Here is a 26,986-nt window from a genome sequence, read left to right as displayed (position 1 = left end):
GAGCCGTCAACCGAGCATTCACCGCCAACCCGTCCCAACCGTTAGAGAACCGTTATGTCCCATTCTCAGCCCCTCAGCGCCGATCAGATCCTGGATATTGACCGTCAGCACGTATGGCACCCCTACTCCTCGTTTCTGAACCCGACTCCGGTATTCCCCGTTGAGCGGGCACAGGGGGTGTACTTGCACCTGGCCGACGGCCGGAAGCTGATTGATGGCATGGCCTCCTGGTGGTGCCAACTGCACGGATACAACCACCCCACGCTCAATCAGGCCATTGAAGAGCAGCTGGGGAAAATGGCCCACGTTATGTTTGGCGGCCTGACCCACGAGCCGGGGGTTCGGCTCGCCCAACAGCTGGTCGAGCTGACCCCGCCCGGGCTGAACAAAGTGTTCCTGGCCGATTCGGGCTCGGTTTCCATCGAGGTGGCCCTGAAAATGGCCATGCAGTTCTGGCAGTCCCAGGGCAAGCCCGAAAAACACCGCTTTCTGGCCCTGCGGCGCGGCTACCACGGAGATACCTTCGGCGCCATGTCCGTTTGCGATCCGGTCACCGGCATGCACCAGCTGTTCAGCCACACCCTGGCGCAACAAGTATTTGCTCCTCAGCCCGAGTGCGAATTTGACGCCGAGTGGGACGAGCACTACATCGAAGAGTTCAAGCAGCTTTTGGTCGATCACAAAGACGAGCTGGCCGCCGTTATTCTGGAGCCCATTGTCCAGGGCGCCGGCGGCATGCGCTTCTACTCTCCGCATTATCTCAAGCGGGTACGGGAGCTGTGCGACGAGCACGATGTATTGTTAATTGCCGATGAAATCGCCACCGGCTTCGGCCGGACCGGCAAGCTGTTCGCTTGCGAGCACGCTGGTATCAGCCCGGATATTCTGAGTCTGGGCAAAGGCTTGACCGGCGGCTATATGACGCTGGCGGCGACGCTGTGCAACGACCGGGTGAGCGATGGTATTTGTCGCGGAGAGGCGGGAGTGTTTATGCATGGCCCGACCTTTATGGGTAACCCACTGGCCTGTTCGGTGGCCAGCGCCAGCATTGACCTGCTGCTGGATAGTGATTGGCAGCAAACGGTGGGAGCGCTTGAAACGCAGCTCCAGCGCGAGCTGGAACCCTGCCGAGCCCTGGGCGCCGTGGCGGATGTTCGCGTGCTGGGGGCCATTGGTGTGGTGGAGCTGCATGAGCCGGTGGATATGGCGACGGTGCAGCCACGGTTTGTGGAGGAAGGTATTTGGGTGCGGCCCTTTGGCAAGCTCATTTATATTATGCCGCCGTTTGTGACCTCCGAGGAGGAGTTGCGGACGTTGACCGGGGGGATTTACAAGGTGGTTTCCGAGTTGGGGTAATGGATGGCCCATGTGGTCCGGCCGGGGGTGGGGTAAACCCTTCCAAGACACGCCGTGAACCCATGACGTGAAGGGATTCACTAATGCCGCGATGGCATGGATGCCATGGAGCGGCCCCTGGGGGCTCGAATCGCGGGTCCCCCGCTCCACGGTCTTGGAAGGGTTCACCCCACCCCCGGCCTCCGTGCCACAATTCCCCCTATAACATTTTCTCTCTACCCAAGCGGCCGAATACCCACCGCCTCGCGCAACTTCTGCAACAAAGGCCGGCTGCGCTCGCGCGCTTTCTCGGCGCCGGCGTGCAAGACTTCTTCGATGTGTTTCGGGTTCGCCAACAGCGCTTCATAGCGCTCGCGCGCTTCGCCCAGCTGTTCGTTGACCAATTCAAACAACTGCTTCTTGGCTTCGCCCCAAGCGATGCCTTCGGCAAACGCCTTGCGCATTTCCTCGGTCTGCTCCGGAGTCGCGAACGCCTGCCAAATTTGGAATACGGTGGAATCGTCCGTGTCTTTCGGGTCGCCGGGCTCAAGCAGGTTGGTCTTAATTTTATTGATGTGTTTCTTCAGTTTCTTTTCAGGCAAAAACAGCGGAATGGTGTTGCCGTAGCTTTTGCTCATTTTACGGCCATCCAGCCCCTGCAGCACCGATACGTGCTCGTCCACCTTTGCCTCGGGCAGCACAAAGTGTTCCCCATAATGGTGGTTAAAACGGGCGGCGATGTCCCGGGCCATTTCCACGTGCTGAATCTGGTCTTTGCCCACCGGCACTTCGTGGGCGTTGAACATCAGAATGTCCGCCGCCATCAGCACCGGATAACTGTACAGCCCCATGGTCACGCCATAATCCGGATCTTCCCCGGCTTCCTGGTTGGCAGCCACCGCCGCTTTGTAGGCGTGAGCACGGTTCATCAGGCCTTTGGCGGCCATGCAGGTGAGCAGCCAGCACAGTTCGGGAATTTCGGGCACGTCGGATTGACGATAAAAAATGGCTTTGTCGGTATTAAGCCCCAGCGCCAACCAAGTGGCGGCGATCTCGCGGGTGGACTGATGCACCTGCTCCGGGTCCTGGCACTTGATCAGCGCGTGGTAGTCCGCCAGAAAGTAGAACGACTCGGCGTCCTCGCGCTCGCTTGAGCGAATCGCCGGGCGAATCGCGCCCACGTAGTTGCCCAGGTGAGGAGTGCCGGTGGTGGTAATGCCCGTTAAAACCCGTTGTTTGCTCATATCGTTATCGTGTCGCTGCCAAAAGGTTGGAAGGTGAAAAGCCGCTAATGATACAGGTTGGCCACTGGCTTTTGCACCTTCGAGCTCACAATTTGGCGGTGTGGGCAACCCGGGTCAGAAGTTCGGTGTAGGGTTGTTGCCAGCGCCCTTCATGTAAAAACTCCACCGAGGGCGCCCGTGGCATCTGCCCGGCGGTGAAGGCCGCGTACTCCCTGTGCAGCAACGCGGCGAAGGCGTGCGCCTCGCTCAGCGGGTTATCCCGCTCACTGCTGTATAGGCACTCCCGCGGGAACCATTCCGGATAGGCCTCCCGATCGGGCAGCAGCGGCCGACAGCCAGCGGCGACCGCCTCCAGCACCGACAAGCCCTGAAAGTCATGGAGGGCATTGGAAAGCACGCAGTGGCTCTGGGCGAGCAGGGCCCGGTAACGCTCTCGGCTCGGTTCATAGCCCCAGTGGCCCAAAGCGTTGTGAGCCTCCAGCAGAGCCTTCAACTCGGCAAAGGCGGGAGGCTGCTGCCGGAACTGCTGGCCGACCACGTGGAGCCGTATCCGGGCCTCGGGCCGTTGTTCAAAAAAACGCTGAAGCCCCAAGAGCAACCGGTCCGGCCCCTTGTCGTACTCCCATCGGTGGTTCCAAACGAGCGTTAACGGCCCATCGGGCTCGGCATCGTTGGCTACAAAGCACGGGGCTTCAATGGGCACGGGCAGGAGCCGACAACGCGCCTCCAAGTCACTCATCACCGTCTCGGGCACGGCGTCGGGCAGGCGCTTGAGCAACCGGGTCGCCCCGGCGAGAAACGAGGTACGATTATACTCCGAGTTAAACGCCACCTGGTCGGCACACAGGGCCGTATACAGGTTGATCAACTGCGGCTCCACATTGGCCCGCTGCTGCTTGCTCTGGGGGTAGGCAAACTGGTTCTCGTGGAAATAGACCAGGGTGGGAATACGGCACAGCTGGGGTACAAAGCCGCGCAGACAGGATAGATCCACCATGGAGGTGGCGATCAGCAGGTCATAGGGCTCAAGCAAGCACTCGCGCTCCTGGTGTGCCCAGAGAAAGCCGCTGCCACGCATTCGCCATTTAAAGTGCCGGGGCGGCAGGGCCAACTGGGTCCACTGCCAGTCGGGAAAACGCGCGGCCAGTTGCTCGCGCCAGCGCCGGTGGCTGGGAGCGTCGTAACCGGAGAGGAGCAGGACTCGCATTAACCGCCGGTTCCGTACTGCTCGGCCGCCCCCTCCAGCAAATACACATCAAGCCCGGTCTGGGCCAGCAGTTGCACCGCCACGTGGCTGCGCCGGCCGGCATCATCGGTCACCACATACGTTTTGTCGCTGTCGAGCTGCTCGAGGCTCTCCCTCAGTTGGGCCAGTGGCAGGTTGCGGCTGCCTTCGAGTTTGCCAAAACGGCGCTCCACGGCGAGGCGCACATCCAACACTTGCGGATCATTCAATTGGGTGCGGCGCTGCGGCCACTCGGCCGCCGAAATGGTCTGGATGACCGGCTCTTGCAGCAAGGTTTTAAAATCGGCCTTTTCCAGCCGCATAAGCCGGCCGGCCGAAAGCATTTCGACGTTGGCGTTTCGCGTGGTATCCCCTGCCAGCGCCTCTTCCCCAAAGTATGAGCCGGCCCCCAATTCCGCCAGCACCTTGCCGGCCTTGTTGGTGACTTTAGCGCGGCCGGATTCCAACACGTAAAAGAAATCCCCCTGCTCCCCTTCACGAACCACTCGTTCGCCCTCCTCCACTTCCACTTCCTCAAAGCGCACGAACAGCTGTTGAATGTGGCTGGGGGGTATGCGGGTGAACAGTGGCGATTCAAGCAGGTGAGACATCCAGTCATGTTCGCCCTCGCCGGCTTCGCTATCGGGGTGGTCGCCACTCTGGCTCCAAGCCATGACGAGATCCAGAAAGTCCCGTTCGAGCACAATAAGCGCTACCTCGGACATGGCCACGGCGGAGACCTGCGTGGGCGACTGGTCCGCCAAGGGGAAGCGGGCCTCCTCGCTGTCGGCTTCCAGTGGGCGTTTCTCAAACTGAGCGTCGATTAGATCCACCCGCCCGGAGAGCAAGTAGTATTGGGATTCAAGCGTTTTACCGCGCTTGAAAATCAACGTCCCCCGAGCCATCTCGGCGTACTCGGCTCTATCCAGAACTTTGTCCAGGTACTCGTCCGACAGGCGGTCAAAAGGGGCAAAAGCGCGGAGCTTATCTCTCTGGAGAGTCATTACGTGGCTACCATTAATTGAAACAAGCGAGCATTCATTAAAACCAGCGGGCTTCGCTTTTAGAATAAGTGTGGAATGTTAATCCCCACTGTGTAGGCCGTCTCTTCCAGTTGAGTATCGTGTGCCAACCCCACATCCAGGGTCCAGCGAGTGCTGCCGATGGTGGTCCGAGCGCCCGCAGCGTAGATGGGGGCCCGGCGCCAATCATTGTCGGCCATTTCCAGAATCCAGATAGGGCCCACCACCGGCTTGAACGTTGCCGCCAACCCCCAGGTGCCGTAGGTCTCGTCGATGCGCCGATCGTGCTCCACCCCACCGTTCAGATGCAACGTCAGGCTGTCCATCGGCTGAAAACTCAGTGGCACATTGACAAAGTAGCGGTCCAGCTCGCTGCCGGAGCGGTGATAGTTGGCACCCCCGGAAAGGGCCAAGGCAGGGCCGCTACGGGAAGTCCACACCACTGTTTTGTATTCCAAGCCGATATCCGAGACCTCATTGGTCTCGTTGTTATAGGTGACCGGCAGCGTCCAGTCCGAGCCCCCAGTGAAGTTACAGGCGGGTGAGGCCACCGCTCGGCTGACGGGGTCCGTATGGGTGTACCAGGTTTCAAACTTACAGTTTTGCGGGGGGGTGATACTCGCATCGTCCACCATGAAGTGGCCGTCATTCGCACCGGCGTAACCGGCGAAAATGGACAGACCCGCGACAAACAGAGCACTGACGGCTGTTCGACTCATGACACTTCCTCTCATATTTCAGGACCGTCCCGGGGGATGCGGGTAGCGGTAGTACTCGTTCAGTACCCGGTAGAGGTAACAAGCGTCCTCCCGGCCAGCGAGCTCGCGAATCGAGTGCATCGCAAAGGTAGGCACGCCCACGTCCAACGTCTTCACGCCGACTTCTGAGGAGGTAATGGGGCCGATGGTGCTGCCGCACTCCATATCCGTGCGCGACACAAAGGTCTGAACCGGCACTTGCGCCCGCTCGGCCAAGTCCCGAAACAGTGCACTGCTTTCACTGGTGGTGGCGTAGCGCTGATTGGCGTTTATTTTAATGACCGGGCCGAAGTTCAGCCGCGGGCCGTGGTTGTCGTCATGGCGGTCCGAAAAATTCGGGTGAACCCCGTGCGCGTTGTCGGCGGAAACCATCAGGGAAGCGTCGATGGTTTGCATCCGGGTTTCCACCTCGGGCAGCAACCGCTCCAAAAACTGTTGTAGCATCGGCCCCTTGGCACCGCACGCCGAGGCGCTGCCCACTTCCTCGTGGTCATTACACACCAACAGGCTGCTGTACCGATCATCCGCATCGATCAGGCTCTGCAGCCCCACATAACAGCTCAGCAGATTGTCCAGCCGGGCACTGGCCAAAAAGTCCTGAGCCATGCCGATCATGGCCGGGGGCTGGGTATCGTATAGGCTGATTTCGAAATCCAACACCTGGTCTACCTCAAGCCCCGAATGTTGGCTGAGCAGTTGGGTTTTCAAACGCTCGCGGAATTCGGGCTGGTCCGCCCCCGGAGTTTCACTCAACAGCAGCGGCGCCATTTCCTTCTGAGGGTTAATGCTGCGCTGACGGTTGGCCTCGCGGTCCAGGTGAATAGCGAGGCTGGGCACCACCGCCACCGGCGCCTTGAAGTCCACCAGGGCACTGCGGATCCGACCGTGGGTGTCCCGGTAGCTGACCCGACCGGCCATGGAGAGGTCCCGGTCAAACCAGGGCGCCAACAGAGCGCCACCGTACACTTCAACGCCCACTTGGGCGTACCCCTGACGGGACAACTCCGGGGTAGGCTTAACCTTCAGGCAGGGGCTATCGGTATGAGCCCCCACCATGCGAATACCGCTGGCCGGAAGGGACTCTTTTCCATAGACAAAACCGATAACGGAAGAGCCGTTGCGCATCACCCAGTATTTGCCACCCGGTTCCAGCTTCCAGGGCTCACCTTCGGCCAGGGGCTGGAAACCGGCGCGGGTCAGCTCAGCGGCAATATTGGAGGCCGCGTGAAACGGCGTGGGGGAGGCCTGCAGAAAATCCAGCAGGCCTTCATTAAACGTTTGAGACGACATGGAAGTCATAAACACTCACAGAATTTCAGTGTGGACTCGTAGGGTAACGCCCCGAGCCGATAACATCAGCCCTTGGCGGGTAGCGCGAGCTCAAAACGCGACCAACAACAGAACACTGCCCAACAACAGCCGATAAACCACAAACGGCAACATTCCCAGGCGGTTGATATATTGCATGAAATAATGCACGCAAACAAATGCACTGCCCCCCGCCAACGCCGCGCCGAGCAACAGCTCCAGCCATGGGGCCGGCTCTTGCTGCACCACCAACTGCAGCGCTTTATACCCTCCGCTTAAGGCAATTACGGGAACAGACATTAAAAAAGAAAAGCGCGCCGAGTCGGTCCGGGTAAAGCCCAACAGCAACGCGGCGGTAATGGTAATTCCCGAACGCGAGGTACCGGGAATCAGCGCCAGGGCCTGGGCCAGACCAATCAGCAGAGCGGCCTTCCAGGTAATATCCGCGAGAGTACGAACACGGCCGCCCCGCCAATCGGCCCACCCCAGGGCCACACCAAAGATCAACGTAGTCAATGCAATGACCAGCGTGGTTCTCAAGTGGGCTTCTATTACGGCATCAAAGAGCAATCCGCACACCGCAGCGGGCAGGGTTGCCAGTATTAACAGCCAAGCCAGTCGACTGTCCTCGGTGGCGGGTGCTCGGGCCACTAGCTGAAGGCTCCAGTCACGGGCCATCTGCCAGAGGCTGGATCGAAAATAGAGCACGACCGCCGTCAAGGTGCCGACGTGAACCGCCACATCAAAAGCCAGCCCCTGATCGGGCCAGCCCAACAGCGCTTTGGGCAACAACAAATGGCCCGAGCTGGAGATAGGAAGAAATTCGGTAATCCCCTGAATCAGGGCGAGCAAAACGATGTGCAAGGTTTCCATGGTTCATTCCGTCAATCACACGCCGAAACGCTTATTCAGGAGCGAATGCGCTGGCGTTTCTTCCAGCTGATTGTATCTCTGAGGTACACCGGCTGCGCCTGTTCGGCGGCTACCGCTTCACCATTGGCCAGGGCGCGCTCAGCCAAGGGCAGCATGTGCAAGGCGTTAGGGTAAACATCAAGGTCCCGGTGCGCCGGCGTAAGGGCGTTGAGCTCGGGGTAATGCCAGCCGGGGCCGATGGCTACGAACTCGGAACCCAGTGCTTGCACAGCGCCGTGCCCCGCCACCTCCTCCGGGGGGGACACCGCTTCATTCTCCAGCCGATGAAGCCAGTCGGGCTCACCCGTCCACGAAACAAGCGTCCAGTAGACTTCTTGCATACGGGCATCCATCGCCGCCAGGACGGGTTGCCCTTCAAAAGAGGGGTGCGTCTTATAGTAACCCAGTGCCATAGCGTCGAGCGTGGACACGCCGACAACGGGCAAGTCCCGGGCAAAGGCCAACCCCTGCACTACACCCAGACCGATTCGAAGGCCGGTGAAAGAGCCCGGCCCACGGCCAAACGCCACGGCGTCCAAGCTCGACAAGCTCCAGCCCGCTTCGGCCAGAACCTCATCCACCATGGGCAACAATCGTTGGGTATGACTTTTAGCCGCCATTTCAAAGCGGCCCACCGTGCGCTCTGCCTCCTGCAAGGCAACAGAGCAGGCATCGGAGGAGGTATCCAGGGCTAGTATTCGGGGCATATCACCAGACTCTCGAACTCTGAGGGCCCGCATTTTGCCAGATTTCCTCCGCGAGTGCATGACAGGAGCCATAAAAGCAAAAAACCCGAGGGGCGGCGGCCGCAGCCGACACCCTTCGGGTTTGAACGCTTCAGGGCCGGTGCCCGGCTAAACGTTCTTACGCTTTCTTGGCCGGACGGCCACGACGCTTGGCGCTCGCCTTGCGGGCACGGGTTTTACCGGGAGCCGCAGTGGTTGAACGCTTGGTGGTCGCGCGTTTTTTGCTGGTTTTCTTGCGAGTTTTGGCCTTTGCCTTGGCGGCCGCCTTGCGGTCCACCTGGACAATTTTGGTTTTGGCCTTCTTCTCGGCAGCTTTGGCTTTGGCGGCGGCTTTCTTCTTAGCGGCCTTTACCTTGCGCTCGTCAGCCCTGGCGCGAGATTTGCGCCAACGCTCTTCAAACGCTTCTCTCGCTTTTTCGAGATCACTTTCCGCTTTATCGGCCAGGCGCTCACGCAATTCGGCAATTTTTGCATCCGCCGCATCAGCTGCCGCCTTGGCGGCCGCCATTGCTTTGGCTTTGGTCAATTCCACACGCGCTTCAGACACTTTGGCCCGTGCGGCCTTCACCCGCTCATTCGCCTTGCTGACCGCTGCACTCGCGTTTTTGGCAGCGCGCTTGTCGGTCGCCCGGGTCGAACCCGCCGCTTTGGCTTTAGCCGCCGCCGCCTTCTTCCGCGCCGCTTCTACTTTCTTGGCGTGGGCGTCGACGTCTTTCTGCAGTTTTTCGATTTTGGCTTCCGCTTTTACTACCGCCGGATCAGCCGCTGTTACCGGTGTGGCGGTACGCTTTGCTGTAGCGCGTTTGGCAGTTGCCTTGCGCTTTTTAGCTACTCTGGCCATAAACGTTTCTCCTCAACTTTGTATCGTTGTCTACACATCAGTTGATTAACAAAATAGAGCACAGTCTATGTGCATCCAATCCACCACAAATACTATGTAAAAATTAGTCACATTGCGAGTTTTTAGCAAATATTTTGGGTTTTTTTTGCGCTTTTTTTGAAAAATTCACGGATTCGAAGGGTAAACACGTTTTTTATTGCTTATTTGTTGCCTAAAAGCAACGCCCAACCATTTTCTCTGACTGGAATAAAATGGGGCCCGCAAATGCGAGCCCCATCGAAAAACACTTTGTACTCAGTGAATGAATAACCCGTTATTTCAGCACCTCCTCAAGCTGCTGACGAATGTCGTCAATGCTACCCACACCGGAAACCCGAGTGTACTTTGGAGCTTCGGGCTTTCCGGTGGCTTCAAGGTCACGATAGAAGTTAACCAGCGGCTTGGTCTGCTCGTGGTAAACCGACAGACGCTTACGGACGGTTTCTTCCCGGTCATCTTCCCGCTGTATCAAGGGCTCGCCGGTAATATCATCCACACCCTCTTCTTTGGGCGGCTGATGGTCGATGTGGTAAACCCGGCCCGAGGGTTCATGGACACGACGACCGGCCAAACGAGAGACGATTTCCTCATCATCCACATCAATTTCGATGACGTGGTCAATCTTGATGTCCTCGTCCAACAATGCCTGAGCCTGGGGAATGGTGCGGGGGAAGCCATCAAAGAGAAAGCCGTTGGCGCAATCGGGGGCCTTGATGCGCTCTTTAACCAGCGCGATGATCAAATCATCCGGCACCAGCCCGCCCGAAGCCATAATGTCTTTCGCTTTCATACCGAGTGGAGTTCCCGCCTTAACAGCGGCACGTAGCATATCCCCCGTTGAAATCTGGGGAATACCAAACTTATCCATGATCAATTGTGCCTGGGTACCTTTACCGGCTCCCGGGGCACCGAGCAGGATTATATTCATGGGGTTGCTCCTTAAAAGCAGTGCAGTAAGGGTTGGCGGACTGACGGCCAATGAAAAACCGCATACGATACACGGCCCGCCCCCAGAGCACAATATAGGGGCATAGCGGCGTCAAGAGCGGTGGTCCAACCTTCCCCTACCCCCAAGCCCCACCTTGATTTGGACGCGCTTCGCCCGCATAACCATAAAGAGCTGAACGACGTGCGAAGTTTGTCGTCGAATAGCTGTAAGCCAGAGGCTATTCTATACTGAGAATGAAGGGCGCGGCCCGCTGGGGCCCGCCCACCCCGACCAGAGATGAGGTTTTATCGATGAAAGTAAGCGAACTCATGAGGCACTGGGAAAAAACCGCCAGCGGCCGGATCACCGAGCAAACCTACGAAGTCCACCTGCCGCTGGAAGACGCCGCTCGCCTTGAGGCGCTGCGCGAAATGTACCCCAAAACGACCCCGGAGCGGCTGATTACCGACCTGCTCTCGGCCGCATTGGGAGAGCTTGAGTCCGGCATGCCCTACATTAAGGGCTCCACCGTTGTGGCGGAAGATGAGGAAGGTGACCCGATTTACGGGGACGAGGGGCCCACCCCCCGTTTTCTTTCCCTCAGCCAGAAACACCTGCATAAACTCAAGGGCGAGCCGGCGTGATTCGGCCGACCGCGCAAAAATGAACTAAGCTGAACACTCAGGTAGTGGCACTGCCCGCCTCCTTCCCACCGAGTAGCGGAGGGCGGGCCTTCCCTTTGGGTCTTTGACTGGAGGACACGACGATGGGACTGTTCAGCAAGCACGACAACGACACTCACCCCGAGGATGAGAGCTTAGAGCTTCCCACTCGGGACGATTTCCACCAACCCCTGGTGGACGACGCCAAAACCCGCCCCGCTGGCCGTTACAGCTTCGACGACGCCATCGGCTTGATGCGCGACCTGTCCGAACCACCGAGCGATGAGCTGATGGCGGTCATTTGCAAAACCCTCGAATCCGCTCACATACGACTGGAAGATGTCTTGCAGGACGCCCGCCAGAAAGAGCAACGCATACAGCGGGAACATCAGGGGATTGAACAAGACATTCAGAACCTGCAGAAACAAATCGACAAAAAACAGACGGAGTTGGCCGAGCGGGCTCAGACCCTGGAGGAACTAACCCGTATCAAAGAACGGTTCGAACATGCCCGCCCCTCCTCGGCCCCCTCTCCCGCACCCACCCCCGCGCCAGAACCACCCCTTTTCGCGGAGGAGCCGGACCTTCCGGCAACCGAGAGCGAGCCCGCCACCCCAATTTCGGCGGGCCGGCGCGGCCGAGGTCCCGGGGCCCGCTAAGCCGGTCCTTACGCCCTGTTCAAGCAATCGTCCCCTATCCCGTTCCCCCAAGCGCCGGCGGGAATGGGGCCCTCCCGCGATGACAGAATTGATTGCACCGCCAACGGCCCCTAAAATGGTTAGTGAGAGAAACTCATAATCAGGATAACAACTATGTCAGCATCAACCTCCCCCCTGAGATCTATCGATCTGGATGACTACGATCGAAAAATCCTCCGTGCGCTCCAGGCCAGTGCCGATTACTCCATGGCCGACCTGGGTAATTTGATTGGGCTCTCCCACACCCCCTGTTGGCGCCGCCTCAAACGGCTGGAGTCCGAGGGCATTATTCGGGGTAAGGTGACGCTGCTTGACGCGTCAAAGGTTGGCATGAATGTGGTCGTGCACGGCGCGGTTCGGCTGACCGGCCACCAAGTCGAGACCCTTCTGGCCTTTGAAGAGGGCGTACAGCAAATTCCCGAGGTATTGGAGTGCTATGCCAGCACGGGCGACTGCGACTACCTGCTAAAGATGGTGGTCAACAGCATTGGGCACTACGAGCGCCTCCTCAATGAACAGCTGAGAGCCCTGCCGCATGTAGCCTCTATTCGCTCGAACTTTGCGTTGAAACAGGTGAAATACACCACGGAGCTACCTCTGTAACCACAAAGCCGCTCTCAAGCGTCAACATCGGCGAACTGCTCGCCTTCGCTGTAAATGATCTCGGAAACGACCTGGTCCTGATTTTTCCGGCCACAGTCCACGACGATATCCGCATAGCGCTGATAGAGCGCCCGGCGCTCTTCAAACACATCCGCCAGGCTTTGCCCCGGCGGGCAGGCAATGCCACGGCTTGAAAAGTTTTGAACCCGGCGCTCAAGCTCCTCCAACGGTACATCCAAAAATACCACCCGCCCTGATCGTTTCAGGTGGTTCATACCGCGTTCGCTATACACCACGCTGCCACCAGTGGCGATCACATGGTTCAGGTACTGGCACTCCAGCAGCACTTCTTCTTCACGCTCCCGAAGGTGCTGAAAGCCGTGGTCGTGAACGATATCCTGCAGGGTCTTGCCTTCGCGCGTCTGAATGAGAATGTCCGTATCGACAAAGGCTTTCACCAATTCCTTTGCCAACAGCAAGCCGACTGTACTTTTGCCCGCTCCGGGCATTCCCACAAGAACGAGACTATTACCAACTGGTTCAACCACAGAAAACTCCTCACTTGTTGGCCCAAGGGAATGAACGTTACACCTTAAACCTTACCACCAGTTCCCTGAGGCTGGAAGCCAACTGCATCAAACGCTCACTAGCCACCGCCGTGGTGGCTGCGTCATCGGACGTTCGCGACGCCAACTCATTAATTTCCACCATATTCTTGTCGATATCCCCCGTCACCGTGCTCTGTTCCTCAGCGGCGCTGGCTATCTGAATGGCCATGTTGGTAATGCGCTGGACGGCCTCGGCGATGTCCACCAGAGACTCCCCCGCCTCGCCGGCGGCCGAGACGGCTTCATCAGTCAATTCACGGCTGGACGACATCGCTTCCACGGCTTCCTGCACGCCCCCTTGCAAGCGGGTCAGCATATTGCGGATATCCTCGGTGGACTGCTGCGTTCGACTGGCCAGGGTGCGAACTTCATCCGCCACAACCGCAAAGCCCCGGCCCTGTTCTCCGGCCCGCGCCGCTTCAATGGCCGCGTTAAGAGCCAGCAGATTGGTCTGCTCCGCTACACCGCGAATTACATCAATCACCGAGGTAACGTTCTGCGCCTCCTCCTCCAGCCGGCGCATACTTTCGGCGGTCTCACCAATGTGGGAGGCCAAGCTGTCTACCCGCCTGACGGCGCGCTCCAGGCGGTTACGGCCGTCCTCGGTGGTTTGGTTGGCATTTTTGGCGCTCTCGGCGGTCTCATTCGTGTTCTGTGCGACCTCACCGATGGCCGCAGTCAATTCATTCACGGCGGCCACCACCATGTTGATGGCCTGCCCCTGTTCGTCCGCCGCCTTCTGGCTGCTGGTGGAAGCCTGCAATACCTGCTCTGTGGAAGTCGAAACCTCTTCCGTCGTGTTTCGAACATCGCCAATCAGCCGCTGTAGCCGCGCCATAAACCGGTTGACCTGTTCCGCTAACTGCCCCAGTTCATCTGTCCGGTCCAGATTGACCCGCAAGGTCAGATCCCCGTCCCCTTCCGCAATGTCCTGGATTCGGGCACTGATCTGGTTTAAGGGCCGCGTGACCAACATAGGCAGGAAGGCGGCGGCGCCAAGTGAAATCAGCGTTCCCAGAATGCCGGACAGGCTGAGCGCCGAAATCATGTATCGCTTATCCTCATTAATTTGCTGATTCAGGGAATCCACCTGTTGCAGGCGACGTTCGGAGACCACATCAAGATGATTACGGAGCTCACTAAAGGCCTCGGAAACCTCCCCGAAAGAGCGCGAGGCCAGGGGCTCCAGCGCCAAGGGGCCCGCCGTGCGAGCTTCCTCTATTACAGCGGTACTGGACTCAAACCAGCGATCATAGAGGCTTTCAAACCGTTGTCGCTCTTGCTGGGTGACGATCTGGGAGAGGTCAAACGACTGCATGGCACGATCATAGGTTTGCTGGGCGTTTTCCTGGTGTTCCCGCAACAGTGCCTCGCGGTCCACGGAGCCAGCCACCAACATGGCTCGCTCGGCCGTCAAGGCCTGATACAAGTCCCGGTCAGCTTCCAACAGCAACTGTATTTCCGGCAAGTTAACAGTGGCGATCGTGTTAGAGTTCTCACCTAACGCTGTAGTCGCGCGGACGGCATAAACGCTGACCCCGATAAAAATAATAACCAGTAACATTAAAGGAAGTGTCAGTTTCCAGCGGAAACCCATGTTGTTGTACCAGCTAAACATAGCAAGCCCTCTGAGACGAAAGACGTAGTGTTCCCTGGCAGCCTGCACTTGAAAGGTCAAGTCAACACATCACTGAGCGAGGCGCCTCCGCCAACATAGACTTAAAAAGTGTAGTTCAAACACAAACGTCACGCCCGCTATCGTGTTATCGATAACGGCGGCAGAGTTTTAGAAAACGAGGGAAGTAAACGCGCTTATTGATGGAGCTTCAAGCTTACCTGCGTCAGGCGTGAATCGCGCATATCAAGCACCACAAATTCCACTTCACCCAAGCGCACGCGATCACCCACAACCGGGTGGCGGTACTGGCTGTAAATGTAGCGGGCGATGCTCCAGTTGGCTTTATCCTCAGGCACCTCAAAACCGTAAAGCATGCCAAGGTCCGCCAGCTTCGCCCGGGGGGTGACCACAAACTCCCCGAAAAACGCCTGAACCGACAGCCGGTCCGGCTCGTCGACCCCCACCAGCAACTTATCCAAGGCGGGCAAGTCCGTAGCGGATGCGAGAAGGTACACATGGTCCCCCGGCTCCAGGCGGTGGCTTTGCTTCAACGATAGCGGCTGGTCCGCCCTCAGAACACATAGCAGGCTGGCCCCCTGAGGCAGTGGCAGCTTATCCGTGGGCGAGCGCAAAGCCGGGCTACCCTCGGCCAACTTATAGCCCACGAACTCATAGCCCACCTGGCCGGGCACGCCCAGCTCCACCCGTTGTACTCGCGTGGAGCTGGTGGGCACTTCCAGGTTGAGTTTGCGTGCAAGCGGCGCCACGGTCCACCCCTGAAGCACCAGGGATACCAGCACAATGAAAAAGGCCACATTGAAAAAGAAGGGCCAATTATCGAACCCCGCCAGCCAAGGGAACATGGCTAATACAATCGGCACCGCCCCGCGAAGGCCGACCCAGCTGATAAACAACTTTTCACGCCAATCAAACTGAAATGGAATCAGGCACAACCACACGGCCAGAGGCCGGCCGAGCAATATCAGAAACAAGCCCACCAGAACGGCGCTGGGCGCATAGACCAACAGCTCTTTGGGAGAGACCAGCAGCCCCAGCATCAGGAACAAACTGATTTGCGCCAGCCAGGCGATACCATCGTGAAAGCGCTGAATATTGTAGAGCCCTCGGGAGAGACGGTTGCCGACCACCAACCCCGCCAGGTACACCGCCAGGAAACCACTGGCCTGCAACGAAGCGGCCAGCCCGAAGGTGGAAATGCCTCCAAACAGCGCAAGCAATGGATAGAGGCCCGGACTCAGAGCCAGCTTGGCCACGCCCCAGGCAAGAACACGCCCCCCAAGCAGCCCAATGGCCGCGCCCAGCCCCATTTGCCAGAGGAACTGGCCGAGCATCATCATGCTGAAACCGCCATCGCCCCGCAGCATGAACTCCACCAGAAGAAGCGTCAGGAAGATGGCCATGGGGTCGTTCAAGCCGGACTCAATCTCCAGGGTGGCACCAACCCGTGTTTTAAGCGCCAACCCTTGCATATTGAGCACGGAGAAGACCGCGGCGGCATCGGTGGAGCCGACAATCGCGCCGATCAGAAAGCCTTCAACCCAGCCCACGCCCAGAATCCAGGCCGCGAAGGCCCCGGTCAGGGCGGCCGTGACCACCACGCCCACGGTGGCCAGCAACAGCGCCGGGCGCAACCCAACCCGGAAGTTATTGCGGTCGGTACGCAGGCCACCGTCAAACAGAATGACCGCCAACGCCAACGTCGCCATAAAATAGGCGGATTCAACGTCGTCGTACTGAACGCCCCCTAGCCCATCTTCTCCGGCCAGCATTCCGATAATGAGAAACACCAGCAACAACGGCATCCCCATGCGGGGCGAGAGGGTACTGGCGAGGATGCTGATGACAAACAGCATCCCCCCAAAGAAAATCAGTTGATTCAACGTATCCATAAGGAACCAATAGTACTACATTAATGGCGCGGGCTACCCCCGCCCTCAGAGAAACCACGGTGCTTTGTTTGACGCCCCTGTTTAGCGCCCCTACCGGTAACGCCAGGGGCGGTTTCCTGTTATGATCGCGCCTTACCCGAACCCGTTACGCCACACATAAAGTTGTCATTCATGTTTGATCCGAACGCGCTGCAACAGCTATCCACACTCAAGTCCAACCTGCGCTCACAAAAAGACCTCGCTCCGGGGGTGGTCCGAACCACGACTCGCCGCTTTGCGTTCGTCAATCTTGACGACGGCCGAGAGGCCTTCCTGCCCCCGGAGGAAACCATGCGCGTGGTTCCCGGAGACCGAGTGGAAGTGGCCCTTACCACCAACCGCAAGGGCCAGTTGGAAGCGCAGCTGGAGCGCCTGATCGACAGTGAGTTTTCAAGCTTTGTGGGCCGTTACCGAATCAAGGGAAAAGCGCATTTTGTGGAACCAGACGTCCCACAGTTTACCCGCTGGTTGTTTGTTCCGCCAAATCAACGCAAGGGGTTTGAAGAAGGGGACCTGATTGAGTGCCGCCTCAGCCGGCACCCCTTTCACCACGAAGGCAAGGCCCAGATCACGATTACCGCGAGCCTGGGCAAGCCCGGCGAGCCGGGCGTGGAAGCGCGCTACGTGAGCGCGAAATTTCAACTGCCCAATGAGTGGTCCGACAAGGCTCAGGATCAGGCGCAGGCGATTAACCTGACCCCAATCACCGCTGACCCCGAGCAGGAAGACCTGACTGCCCTGCCCTTTGTGACCATCGACGCCGAAGCCACTCGGGATATGGACGATGCCGTCTATGTGGAAAGCCGTGAAGAGGGCTGGGAGCTCTGGGTCGCCATCGCGGACCCGAGCCGCTTTATTGCCCCCGACACCCCCCTGGACAAAGCCGCCAGCGACCGAGCGAGCACGGTCTACCTGCTGGGCCAAAGCATCACCATGCTGCCCTCGGAACTGTCTCACGACACTTTCTCCCTGGTACCCGAGCAGCGCCGCCCGGCCCTGGTCTGCCGCATGCATATCCAGCGCGATGGAAGCATTACGGATTACCGCTTTAGCGAAGCCTTGATTCGCTCACACCACAAGCTGAGCTACAACGGCGTGAGCGAGGTTCTCGACGGCAACCTCGAAAGCACCGAGCTGCCCGCCGAGCGACTGGAGCTGCTGCGCCAACTGTACGAGTGCGCCACCGCCCGCAGCGAGCATCGCCAAGAGCACGCCCTGCTGATGGAAGCCCGGCCCGACTACTACTTTGTGCTGAACGACCAGAAGAAAATCGAGCGTATCGAAAAGCGCGAGCGAACCAAGGCGCACCGAATCGTCGAAGAGGCCATGCTCGCCACCAATATTTGCGCCGGCGAGTTGTTCACCCGTCATCCGGGCCACGGCATTTTCTCCCACCACGTCGGTTTTCGCCCCGAGCGGTTGGAGGATGCCCTCAGCCTGCTGAAAGAAGACGCACCGGAATACGAAGTGGGAGACCTGCGGGAGCTGCCCCACTTCCAAAAACTGCTGCGCGACCTGCGGCAAAACCCAGAGCAGGCGCCCGCGTTTGAAACGCTCCTGCCCCTGATTCAGCGCATGTTGCAGGCCGCCTCGCTCTCGGGCGATGCCAGCGAGCACTTCGGCCTGGGCTTCCCTCACTACGCCACGGTGACCTCGCCCATTCGCCGCTACCATGACTTTTACAACCACCGGGCAGTAAAAAGCATATTGCGCGAAGAGCCCGCCACCCCTCCGAGCAAAGCGCTGCTGGAACACCTGCAAGGCCGACTGCAGCGCTCCCGTCAGGCCTGCCGACAGTTGGAGCAATGGCTGGCCTGCGACTTTGTCAGCGATAAAATTGGCAGCATTCATACCGGCAAGGTGACCCTGGTGAACTCCATGGGCTTCGGCGTGCGCCTAGATGACTGGGGCATTGAGGGCTTTGTCCGCCTTGCGGATGGCGACACCAAGCCAGCGTTCGATTCCCGCCGGCTCAAAATTTCCCTCGAGGCGCAGCAGTACCAACTGGACCAGACCGTTCATGTGGTGATACAGGGCGTGGACAAAGAGCGCCAGCGCATCGCCCTGGAAGTGGTGGATGAGGCAACGGCGGAGCGGCTGCGGGTTTGGGAGCAGGCACCGGTGAAGACTGACTGAAAACCAAAAAAATGGCGCCCCGAGGGGCGCCAAGCGTTGGTCTCACAAAGTACTCAATACGCTACATCCGGTAGCTAACCCCCAGAACCAGGCGCGGCTCTTGAGAGGTGTACGTCATCGGGTGAGAGGAATAGCCCAGGTAACTGGTCTGCTCTTCACCGGTGATATTGATCGCTTCCGCGGTGAACGAGAAGTTATCGCTAATATCCCAGGTCAGGTTGGCATCCCACTGGCCGTAGGCGTCGTAGAACTCCGAGGCGCCATTCTCCAAACCACCCACATCAAACACCGACCGGTGCGGCGACAGGTACTCGTCACGCCACGTGTAGGCCAGGCGAGTACTCAGGTGCTCGTTTTCGTAGAAGCCCATCACGTTAAAGGCATGTTCGGACACGCCGGGCAAGCCCAGGTTGCTGTTCAACGTGGAGTCCGTGTCGGTTTTACTGTCGGAGAACGTGTAGTTGGCACTGAGGCCGAGCCCGTTGTCAAAAGACTGCTGAAAAGCAAGCTCTACGCCTGAAACGCTACCACCCGAGCCGTTTTGCGGACGGTTAACACCGCCCCAGCTACCGCCGTCGGGCCCCTCATCGGACCCAAACTCCAGTCGCGTTTCACTGGCAATAAACGATTCCACCGCTTTGGTAAAGGCACCGGCCGAAACCAACCCGAGGTCATCAAAGTACCACTCAAACGCCACATCGGCCTGGGTTGCACGGTACGGCTCCAGAGACGGGTTACCCGAGCTACCACCGGTAAACTGGAAGTAGTCTCCGAAGCCCGGTTCGTTAACCCGGGTATAATTGTACTGTTGCCCACGGCCCAGATCCTGCAGGTTAGGACGGGCAATCACCTTGGCGGCGGAGAAGCGCAGCTTGGTGGCATCCGTTGTATCCAGAACGAAGTTCAAGCTGGGCAACACGTCCCAGTAATCTTCCGTCGCCGTTTCGTTCTCCCACACCAGCAGTACGCCCTGGCTGTTCCAGCCGTCAGTCGCTTGAGTCCAGCCTTCGCCAACAGCCTGGGGTTCACGGGTGGCGTACTGAATATCCACCTCGGTATTAACGACTCGCACACCCACATTCAGGGTGTAAGGCACCCGGTCGCCGGAGAAGTCGGCTTCACCATACAGGGCGGTGCTCGTTTCGGTTACCACCCAGGAATTCAGCGGTACTTCAAACCAACGCCCGGGCGAGTTGGGGGCCACACCGTCAATCCAACCCTCAACGTCGTCCACAATGGGTGCCGCACCGTGCATCAGCACGTTGGACTGGTAGCCACCGGAGGGAAAGAAGTTGTTGAGTTCGATGTAACGGTCGGGATTATCGGTAAAGCTTTCCCAGGGCAAGTAGCCCGGTCCACCGCTCCAGCGGCCCGCATCGCCCAGCATAACGTCCGGCCCGTAAAGCGCTTCGGCCATGTTCATACCACTGGAGGTTTCCAGTTCGAAGGCTTTCAAACCAATCGCCGCATCAATAAAGTAACCCCAAGGGCCGAAGGGACGATTATCGTCCAGGCCATCACCGTCGATGTCACAAGTCTTTTTGGCGGGGATGCCTCCGTTACCACAAAGATCATAATACATCGCCTCGCGAACGCCATCGTTCAACGGCCCCGGCTCTGTGCTCGGATCAAAGTCGGTGGGGGTTGAGATATTTCCGTCTTCATCATAGAGGTTGGGCGTCATCGCGCCCTCGGTCTGGCTGAAGTCGGTCATCCAGCGCAGCTCTCTGAAGTCCACTTCTTCTTCAGCGCGACGCACGCCAAAACTCAGTGTCTTCAAGTCCCCAAGCTCAACATCGTACTCGGTATCGAGCCGAACACTGTAGGACTCCTGATCCACATCCGAGCCCAAGGCCCAATGAGACTTATAGGTGTGGTAATCCGGGTTGGTCAGAATGCTCGGATCGGTGTAGGCCAGGGAGGGCTGGGACCCGGCCCGATACTCGTACCGTGTCTCGCTGTCGCGGGGGTTCGGAACCACGTCTCCCCAGCCGTTGGGTGACTCATCAGTACCGACGTAACCGCGGAAGGTATAGGGCGTAAACCGACTGTCGACCATCCCGGCACGGCGCTCATGGGAGGCTTCGGCATAGGTCAGAGCGGAACTCACACGGAACGCTCCACCGTTGTCAAAATCGGCCCGAAGCGCCAAGTTGTTGGCATCACCTTCCATCACTTCCCCAGAGGTATTGGTCTCACCACCGGGCACATCCACAGTTCCGTAGGTCAGAATACCCACGTCATTGGCACTATTAATGCCGTAATCAAAGTCTTCGTTGACCCCGGTGGCGTCGTCGGTCGCCATAGGGTGCTTAACAGTATAAGAGCGAGTTTCGATATCCAGCGTCGAGTGAAACCAGTCGAACCCAAACTCTAGCGCATCGGTCGCCTGCCAGCTCAGATTGACCGAGGCCCCTAGCCGCTCGCGTTCTTGTTCGGTGTCCATGACATAAAACATCCCCGGCGCCAAGTAAGATCGGCCGTCCGAACACGTCAGCGAATCGCTGTCGAATTCGCCCCCCTCGGTACACAGCACGCCGGTATTCTCCCGAGAGAAGTTCTGAATCATGTCGTTATGAACGGTTTTCTGGTTCATGGTCAGTGAGACAATCGCCCCAAAATCACCCCAGTTATTGCCGGCCACAATAAACGCTGAGGGTTTGGCCTCCTCCGCATCCAAGCCCTGGTCCATCTTTAAATTGGCCGCCAGCAAAGGTTCGGAAAGGTCCAGTGCGCTGCGAGTCTTCAAGTTGACCACGCCGCCCATGCCGCCCTCAACCATTGAGGCAACGGGCGTTTTGTACACCTCCACACCGCCGAGCAATTCGGAGGGAATACCCTCCAGCGAACCATCATAGTTCTGCCGCCACTCGCCGAGCTGGTAATACTCCATGCCGGAAACAAAGTTTTCGCCATTAAGAAGGGTAATGTTCTGGTCCAGCCCGCGAATACGGACCTTGGTGCCCTCGCCCCCGCGACGATCGATTTGCACGCCGGGTAGGCGCTGGAGTGATTCGGCGATATTCTGGTCGGGCATCTTACCGATGTCATCCGCCGTCACCGCCTCCATCATCTGATTGGATTCCCGCTTGAGGTCAATGGACTGCTCCAGCGAGCTCTTGATACCCCGCACAACGACCTCTTCGATCGGGCCATTAGTGGGTTGTTGAGCAATTGCCGGCGCACCGATACCACCGGCGACAAGCGAGGCAACCACTGACGAGAGAATACGTTTATGAAACGCAGAATGTGTTTGGGTCATGCTGAACTCTCCATATTAGTCAGAATGGGTTTTCTTGAAGCTCACCCTCAGGCGGAACCATTGAAAACCACACTTTTTACTTATTAATATTCCGACAAGGCTTCCCAGCCGCTTGCACAATGTTTTGGCGATGAGCTATCTGCCCAGGTAAACCACCCCCGAACAATAGCTACCGGTACAGCTGAAATTCGCCATTATTGGCTTTTTATACGCGACCGAATACCGAAGCTATGCCGACACACTACAGAGCGCCGCCTTCGCTCACTTTTTGGTTGTTGGCGGTGTGTAGAACGCAATGAAACCGTTTACACGACGCTGAGATTATTCAGTTGTGGAACCAGAATCAACCCCTTTTGACGAAAATTGAGACAAATGGCGCCAATATTTGCCTGCATGTATTTTCTAACGCCACTTCTCGCTTTCATTTTCCGCCAGCCTATCGCCATCGGCCGGCCTGTCCATGACCGCTCTCGTTACGAAAAAGAGATACACAGCGCTAAACCGCCGCAAGCAACCGCTGAATACGCTCGTTGAGTGCCGACTTCAACTCATCCGGAGATAGAATCACAAACCCAAAAGGCAGCTGTGCCAGCCACCAAGCGAACCAGTAATGATTGTCCGTACTGGTGGTTAGCAGTACGCCGTTTTCCTGCTGCTCAAACATGCCCTCCATATCGTTCGTGCAGACAGTCTCTGTACAAAGATAAGTCGTCACCGACTTCATATCGGTGTGAAATAAGACACTCACAGGATAACGACGCTCAGCGTTATACAAACTGTCTTGCAGGTGACGAGCGGCGTCAAAATTGGCCGGTCGCACAAAGTGTTCGCTCTCCCGAGTGATGTCGGACAGCCGATCCAGGCGAAAGGAGCGCAAGGCTTGGCGCAGGTGGCAAAAGCCGCCTACATACCAATAGCCCGCCCGAAACACCAACCCGTAGGGGTCAAACCGGCGCTGCATGGTCTCCCCCTGCGGCGGATGGTAAGACATGCTGACAACCTGACAGGCCTGGGCCGCCTGAGTTAGCTCCAGCAACTGCTGATGGCCGGATGAACGGCGCGAAGGAATCAACTGAATGGTACTGTCCATCGCCTGTACCTGGGTTTTAAGGTGGTCAGGCATTACGCGCTCCAGCTTTGCCTGAACGCTCGCCAGCGCCACGTCATCTTCCAGAAGGTTATGCTCGCGTACCGCCAATAGCGCGAGCGTGATCACCCGCACTTCCGGTTCAGTAAACATCAACGGCGGAAGCTTAAAGCCCGGCACCAACCTATAACCGCCATAGCGCCCCTGCTCGGTGGTGACCGGAATACCCAGGTCCTCCAGCACAGAGATATAGCGCCTGACCGTACGCCGGTCGACGCCCAAGCGCTCCGCGATTTCCGCACCCGAGAGCTGGCCTCGGGCCTGAAGTAACTCCAGCAATGCCAGCACCCGAGTCGTCGGCCCAGCCATAGGGTTGCTCCATACAATAAAAACCAATGATCTCGCATTAATAGGACGGGATCTAGCCTATTAAGCCAATAAGATGGCTCTGTTGGCGCTGCAGCGGCCCATAATTCAACCTGAATGTAATGTATGACTAATCCAAGCCAAGGAGCAAACCCCATGAACACGATGACTCTGTACACCAACCCACAATCCCGAGGCCGGGTCGTTCGCTGGATGCTGGAAGAAATCGGCCAGCCTTACGATGTGAAAGTCATGACCTTCGGTGGCGACATCAAATCCCCGGAGTACCTCAAACTCAACCCCATGGGCAAGGTGCCAACACTGACTCACAACGGTACCGTCATTACCGAGGTGGCGGCCATATGCGCCTACCTGGCGGAGCAATTCCCCGAGGCGGGGCTGGCGCCGGCGTTGGATAGCCCGGAGCGTGGAAGTTATCACCGCTGGCTGTTTTTTGTGGCGGGCCCCTACGAAATGGCTTTAACGGCCAAAGCCTATAGCTGGGAAATTACGGATGAAAGCGCTGAAGCAATCGGATGCGGCCATATCCAAGACACTTTGAATACCGTCGAACAAACCCTGGCCAAACAGCCCTACCTGTGCGGCGATCAATTCACAACCGCCGACCTTCTGATGTCGAGCTATATCGGCTGGCACACGATGATGAAAGTACTGGAGCCAAACCCGGTGTTTGCCCGATACGTGGAACGCTGTGAGAAGAGAGAGGCAGCCAGACGCGCCGATAGCCTGGACAATGCTTTGATGGAGAAGAGTGCGTAAAGGTCCTTGATGGGACGGCCCGGCACAGTCATTGTGCCGGGCCTTTGCGCCGATGTCCCATTCAACAGATGCCGGACCCGCTTCAGATAAGTTAACTCCACGGCCGAACGGGGCAATCCGCGGCTATTGATATCGCTGATTAAACGTTGACCTCGTACTTGAGGTCGCGTGCCTCATCACCGGTCATGCCTCGGAAGCCCCACGGCCCTACCCGGCGCTATTAGTTCAGGAACAAGCGAAGGTTTCCCTGGATTTCCTTTGCAAGAGGCGTGGGCACGTCGACCTCGGCTGCATATCGGGGCCAGTCGGCCACGATATCGCAAACCTCTTCAATGATTCTTTTGGCCTCGCGGGTAAACTCGCCAATTTGGCTCGCCACCGCCAACAGGTCCTCCTGCGTGAAATCATCCCGCTTTCCATTGAGCGACATCTGGTGGCGGTTCACCCATTCGGAGCCGGGTTTGTAGCTGTAAGCGATATCGAAGGCGGGCGCCAAGCGCCACTTGGCTTCGGGGCCGTCCAAGAGAAAGCCGAAGTTCTTGGTATGGTCGTCATGGTTTCTCGCCACGACATTGAACACCATCCGCCGGTAGAGCTGTATGGCCTCCTTACGCGTCAGCCGTAGCCGCCTGGCCGTCGTAAACAGCTCTTCATAACTGTAGTGGCCCGGTCTTTTGTAGTCGGCGTGGTCCATCGCGCACAAGGACTGGTAATGGCGCTTGTGGTTACCGTCCCGGTCAAAACGGCGGGTCATAAAGTGCGCACGCCCCTTCTCTTCCAGAAGCTCACAAGGCTCCATAATAACCCCGGCGGCGGTTGCCATTTTGTAGTAGGCATATTCCATTCGCCCGAAACCCCGAGGGTCGCCAAAGGTTTCCTTGCTCGAGTGATGTTCCGCCACCCCATCAAACTTCAACAGGTAGTGAGTAAACCCCTCCGGAGCGTCGACTTGGCCGGACCGAATCTCTGTGCGAGCCTCATTCACCGCGAGCAGAGCCTTTGGGCGAGCGCCGCCGGCGGAAGTGCTCACTTGGAGAAGGCTTTTCATTGCGTGACCCTCGCTCAGGTCCACATCCAGGTTCCCCCGTTGGTCAAGGACCTGTTGTGCGACCTCCAAAAGGGATTCAAGCTCGATCGGGCTGTCGGCTCCATTCGGCAGATCCTTCGCCGGCCAATACTCCAGGGCGCCCACGCCCCGGGTACCGGTGTAGAGCAGCCGATCAATTGGCCCGAAGTCTTCTTTAGGAATGCTTTCACGAGCCAGCCAGGCATCGATCACGGCGTTGCCGAAATCATCGGGCAGCGTATCGGCAAAGGCCCCGGGCAAGCCTTTGAAGGTGTCGTCGTTCAGGCGAGAGAACTGAAAGTACCCCGCCTGCAATGGCATCTTAATAGGGGCGATCTCTACACCGGTGGCCAACCAGTCCGGCGCGTACTCAAACGCAATAGAGCCGTCTGGTTGCACGGCCAGGGCCCCTACGGTATTGCCCCACAGTGATACGAAAGCCGACTGAGCTACCACCCCAGGTCCTCCTTGCTCTCCTTGGCGTTGCGCTTGCGGCTAGGGGTGGTTCGTGCCCGTTGCCGCACACCTTTGTATGACTTTAATTGAGACTCGGCCACCTCGAGCGGGCTGACAATGTCCGCCTCAGGCAGAAATTCCTCCAGCAGCTCCAGCTTGTCCAGATGGCGAAGTACCGCAATCAAGGTCGAAAGCTTTCCGGTTCCAGAGTGTTCCAGTCGCCCGATGCGGCCGCGATCAATGCCAATAGAGTCGGCGAGCTGGTCCTGAGAGATATTGGCGTTTAGTCGCAGGCGCGCCAGCCTGCGCCCAAGCTCGCCAGCAATGGCATCATCGGTGAGTGAGTAGCGGATTTTAGTCATCTCAAGCTCACATTAATGCAGTAAAAATACACCCTTACCAGGAACAAATAGGGTTATTGTTGCAATAATACACCAACGATACCCAAAACGCCACATCCCGACGACAACTGTGCTGCAAAAATGCAGCAAAAACCAATATTTTAATGGTTTTTGTGCTAAAATTGCAGCATAATAACTGGTCGGTTAGCGAATAAACCGGGACATGGCGTGGCTATGCGTGTCGCCCTCCGCCTCAAGGCCAGCCTTCACCCCGGCACGGTTTCTCTCAGACAAGTTCTGGCTCGCTTTCAGCTTGCCGGTCAGAGTCTCGACTTCGATCTCTATGCCTACAATAGCTTGCGCCAAACGCTCGGTGAAGTCGGTGGGAGCATCCTCCACCGCCCAGGGTTCAACTCTCCCTGACTCGTGCTGATCGGTCAGTCGCCCCAGATGCTGGCGTAACCAAGCTGGATCTTCAACGACCCGGGCGTGGCCCTCGGCGTGAACGGCCAGATAGTTCCAGGTAGGCACAACGCGGCCGTCTTCCGTCTTCGTGGGATACCAGGAGGGAGATACATAAGCGCTAGGCCCTTGGAACACTGCCAGCACCCGCACACCTTGGGCCAACCGTTGCCATACCGGGTTCTTACGCGTCACATGACATTGCAAAATACCAAGGGACTTCGGTCCCGTACCGCTTAGATAAAAAGGAAGGTGGTTCACCTCAATGCCAGTCTCATCGGAAACGACCAGCATTCCAAACCCATAGTCACGGATATACTGCTGGAGCTTCGGCTTGTCGTCTTCCTTAAAGTGTTGGGGGACGTACATTGTTCACGTTTTCTCGTTAGTTTGGTCAATCAGATAATGTTTCGCTAGATGGTAACTGACATCGGTGCAAATGGCCCATGAGGATGGAGAAAACCGACTCTTTGTAGTGGCATAGTGGTTCTGGCCACCTGATTTTGAGTGTATTATCACTCACAGAGAAAGTCA

23 protein-coding genes are annotated in these 26,986 nt (G+C 57.9%); 6 read left to right on the top strand and 17 right to left on the bottom strand.

Translation table 11 applies throughout. The features are described 5' to 3' along the window. Positions 1-54 precede the first annotated feature (54 nt). Complete coding sequence (gene bioA, locus AAE514_RS15685; RefSeq protein WP_347332501.1) at positions 55-1,356, top strand: adenosylmethionine--8-amino-7-oxononanoate transaminase; 1,302 nt, start codon at positions 55-57, stop codon at positions 1,354-1,356. Positions 1,357-1,571: 215 nt separating this feature from the next. On the opposite strand, the gene AAE514_RS15680 is transcribed toward bioA, so the two are convergent. The 9 genes from AAE514_RS15680 to adk form a co-directional block, all read right to left on the bottom strand. Beyond that, positions 1,572-2,579 carry a tryptophan--tRNA ligase gene (locus tag AAE514_RS15680; protein WP_347332500.1) on the bottom strand — a complete coding sequence of 336 codons (1,008 nt, stop codon included), beginning with the start codon at positions 2,577-2,579 and terminating at the stop codon, positions 1,572-1,574. An 85-nt stretch (positions 2,580-2,664) separates the two neighbouring features. Continuing rightward, entirely contained in the window at positions 2,665-3,786 is a 1,122-nt protein-coding gene (locus AAE514_RS15675; RefSeq protein WP_347332499.1) for a tRNA-queuosine alpha-mannosyltransferase domain-containing protein, read from the bottom strand. Continuing rightward, a complete protein-coding gene (locus tag AAE514_RS15670; protein WP_347332498.1) occupies positions 3,786-4,808 on the bottom strand; it encodes a cyclic nucleotide-binding domain-containing protein in 1,023 nt (340 codons plus the stop codon). Before AAE514_RS15670 ends, AAE514_RS15675 begins: the two co-directional genes overlap by 1 nt. Before the next feature lie 59 nt (positions 4,809-4,867). Beyond that, positions 4,868-5,545, bottom strand: a complete 678-nt coding sequence (locus tag AAE514_RS15665; RefSeq protein WP_347332497.1) for a hypothetical protein — start codon at positions 5,543-5,545, stop codon at positions 4,868-4,870. A gap of 18 nt (positions 5,546-5,563) precedes the next feature. Further along, the gene (locus tag AAE514_RS15660) at positions 5,564-6,874 is read right to left on the bottom strand and encodes a M18 family aminopeptidase (RefSeq protein ID WP_430623909.1); all 1,311 of its coding nucleotides are present in this window, start codon (positions 6,872-6,874) and stop codon (positions 5,564-5,566) included. Positions 6,875-6,964: 90 nt separating this feature from the next. Beyond that, the gene (locus AAE514_RS15655; RefSeq protein ID WP_347332495.1) at positions 6,965-7,765 is read right to left on the bottom strand and encodes an undecaprenyl-diphosphate phosphatase; all 801 of its coding nucleotides are present in this window, start codon (positions 7,763-7,765) and stop codon (positions 6,965-6,967) included. 35 nt (positions 7,766-7,800) lie between these two features. Beyond that, positions 7,801-8,511: a tRNA (adenosine(37)-N6)-threonylcarbamoyltransferase complex dimerization subunit type 1 TsaB gene (gene tsaB / locus AAE514_RS15650; RefSeq protein ID WP_347332494.1), complete on the bottom strand. Its 711-nt coding sequence runs from the start codon at positions 8,509-8,511 to the stop codon at positions 7,801-7,803. 157 nt (positions 8,512-8,668) lie between these two features. Further along, positions 8,669-9,391 (bottom strand): hypothetical protein, encoded by a 723-nt coding sequence (locus AAE514_RS15645; protein ID WP_347332493.1) that lies wholly within the window; start codon positions 9,389-9,391, stop codon positions 8,669-8,671. A gap of 313 nt (positions 9,392-9,704) precedes the next feature. Next, positions 9,705-10,358, bottom strand: a complete 654-nt coding sequence (gene adk, locus AAE514_RS15640) for an adenylate kinase (RefSeq protein WP_347332492.1) — start codon at positions 10,356-10,358, stop codon at positions 9,705-9,707. 311 nt (positions 10,359-10,669) lie between these two features. Here adk and AAE514_RS15635 point away from each other — a divergent pair, with 311 nt between their 5' ends. From AAE514_RS15635 to AAE514_RS15625, 3 genes are all read left to right on the top strand, one after another. Continuing rightward, positions 10,670-11,002, top strand: a complete 333-nt coding sequence (locus AAE514_RS15635) for a type 1 pili tip component (RefSeq protein ID WP_347332491.1) — start codon at positions 10,670-10,672, stop codon at positions 11,000-11,002. A 122-nt stretch (positions 11,003-11,124) separates the two neighbouring features. Further along, entirely contained in the window at positions 11,125-11,679 is a 555-nt protein-coding gene (locus AAE514_RS15630) for a hypothetical protein (protein ID WP_347332490.1), read from the top strand. Positions 11,680-11,832: 153 nt separating this feature from the next. Beyond that, positions 11,833-12,321, top strand: a complete 489-nt coding sequence (locus AAE514_RS15625; RefSeq protein WP_347332489.1) for an Lrp/AsnC family transcriptional regulator — start codon at positions 11,833-11,835, stop codon at positions 12,319-12,321. Positions 12,322-12,335: 14 nt separating this feature from the next. On the opposite strand, the gene AAE514_RS15620 is transcribed toward AAE514_RS15625, so the two are convergent. From AAE514_RS15620 to AAE514_RS15610, 3 genes are all read right to left on the bottom strand, one after another. Next, on the bottom strand, positions 12,336-12,869 hold the full coding sequence (locus AAE514_RS15620; RefSeq protein ID WP_347332488.1) for a shikimate kinase: 534 nt from the start codon (positions 12,867-12,869) through the stop codon (positions 12,336-12,338). A gap of 37 nt (positions 12,870-12,906) precedes the next feature. After that, positions 12,907-14,547 (bottom strand): methyl-accepting chemotaxis protein, encoded by a 1,641-nt coding sequence (locus AAE514_RS15615; protein WP_347332487.1) that lies wholly within the window; start codon positions 14,545-14,547, stop codon positions 12,907-12,909. Between the two features lie 194 nt (positions 14,548-14,741). Next, positions 14,742-16,457 (bottom strand): potassium/proton antiporter, encoded by a 1,716-nt coding sequence (locus AAE514_RS15610; protein ID WP_347332486.1) that lies wholly within the window; start codon positions 16,455-16,457, stop codon positions 14,742-14,744. Positions 16,458-16,628: 171 nt separating this feature from the next. Between AAE514_RS15610 and AAE514_RS15605 the strand changes: the two genes are divergently transcribed. Next, entirely contained in the window at positions 16,629-18,632 is a 2,004-nt protein-coding gene (locus tag AAE514_RS15605; protein WP_347332485.1) for a VacB/RNase II family 3'-5' exoribonuclease, read from the top strand. A 61-nt stretch (positions 18,633-18,693) separates the two neighbouring features. Here AAE514_RS15605 and AAE514_RS15600 read toward each other — a convergent pair whose 3' ends face one another. Together AAE514_RS15600 and AAE514_RS15595 are read right to left on the bottom strand one after the other, a co-directional pair. Continuing rightward, positions 18,694-21,894: a TonB-dependent receptor domain-containing protein gene (locus AAE514_RS15600; RefSeq protein WP_347332484.1), complete on the bottom strand. Its 3,201-nt coding sequence runs from the start codon at positions 21,892-21,894 to the stop codon at positions 18,694-18,696. A gap of 496 nt (positions 21,895-22,390) precedes the next feature. Further along, complete coding sequence (locus AAE514_RS15595) at positions 22,391-23,350, bottom strand: helix-turn-helix transcriptional regulator (RefSeq protein WP_347332483.1); 960 nt, start codon at positions 23,348-23,350, stop codon at positions 22,391-22,393. A 153-nt stretch (positions 23,351-23,503) separates the two neighbouring features. Here AAE514_RS15595 and AAE514_RS15590 point away from each other — a divergent pair, with 153 nt between their 5' ends. Then, the gene (locus AAE514_RS15590; RefSeq protein ID WP_347332482.1) at positions 23,504-24,127 is read left to right on the top strand and encodes a glutathione S-transferase family protein; all 624 of its coding nucleotides are present in this window, start codon (positions 23,504-23,506) and stop codon (positions 24,125-24,127) included. 220 nt (positions 24,128-24,347) lie between these two features. Here AAE514_RS15590 and AAE514_RS15585 read toward each other — a convergent pair whose 3' ends face one another. The 3 genes from AAE514_RS15585 to AAE514_RS15575 form a co-directional block, all read right to left on the bottom strand. Next, entirely contained in the window at positions 24,348-25,649 is a 1,302-nt protein-coding gene (locus tag AAE514_RS15585) for a type II toxin-antitoxin system HipA family toxin (RefSeq protein ID WP_347332481.1), read from the bottom strand. Then, the gene (locus AAE514_RS15580; RefSeq protein ID WP_347332480.1) at positions 25,643-26,011 is read right to left on the bottom strand and encodes a helix-turn-helix domain-containing protein; all 369 of its coding nucleotides are present in this window, start codon (positions 26,009-26,011) and stop codon (positions 25,643-25,645) included. Before AAE514_RS15580 ends, AAE514_RS15585 begins: the two co-directional genes overlap by 7 nt. Positions 26,012-26,194: 183 nt before the next feature. Then, on the bottom strand, positions 26,195-26,821 hold the full coding sequence (locus AAE514_RS15575; protein ID WP_347332479.1) for an FMN-binding negative transcriptional regulator: 627 nt from the start codon (positions 26,819-26,821) through the stop codon (positions 26,195-26,197). Positions 26,822-26,986: the final 165 nt, after the last annotated feature.

Source organism: Marinimicrobium locisalis (assembly GCF_039822625.1).
GTDB classification, from domain to species: Bacteria; Pseudomonadota; Gammaproteobacteria; order Pseudomonadales; family Cellvibrionaceae; genus Marinimicrobium; species Marinimicrobium locisalis.
Note: the sequence above shows the minus strand (reverse complement) of the source record. Positions and strands in the feature narration are given on the sequence as shown.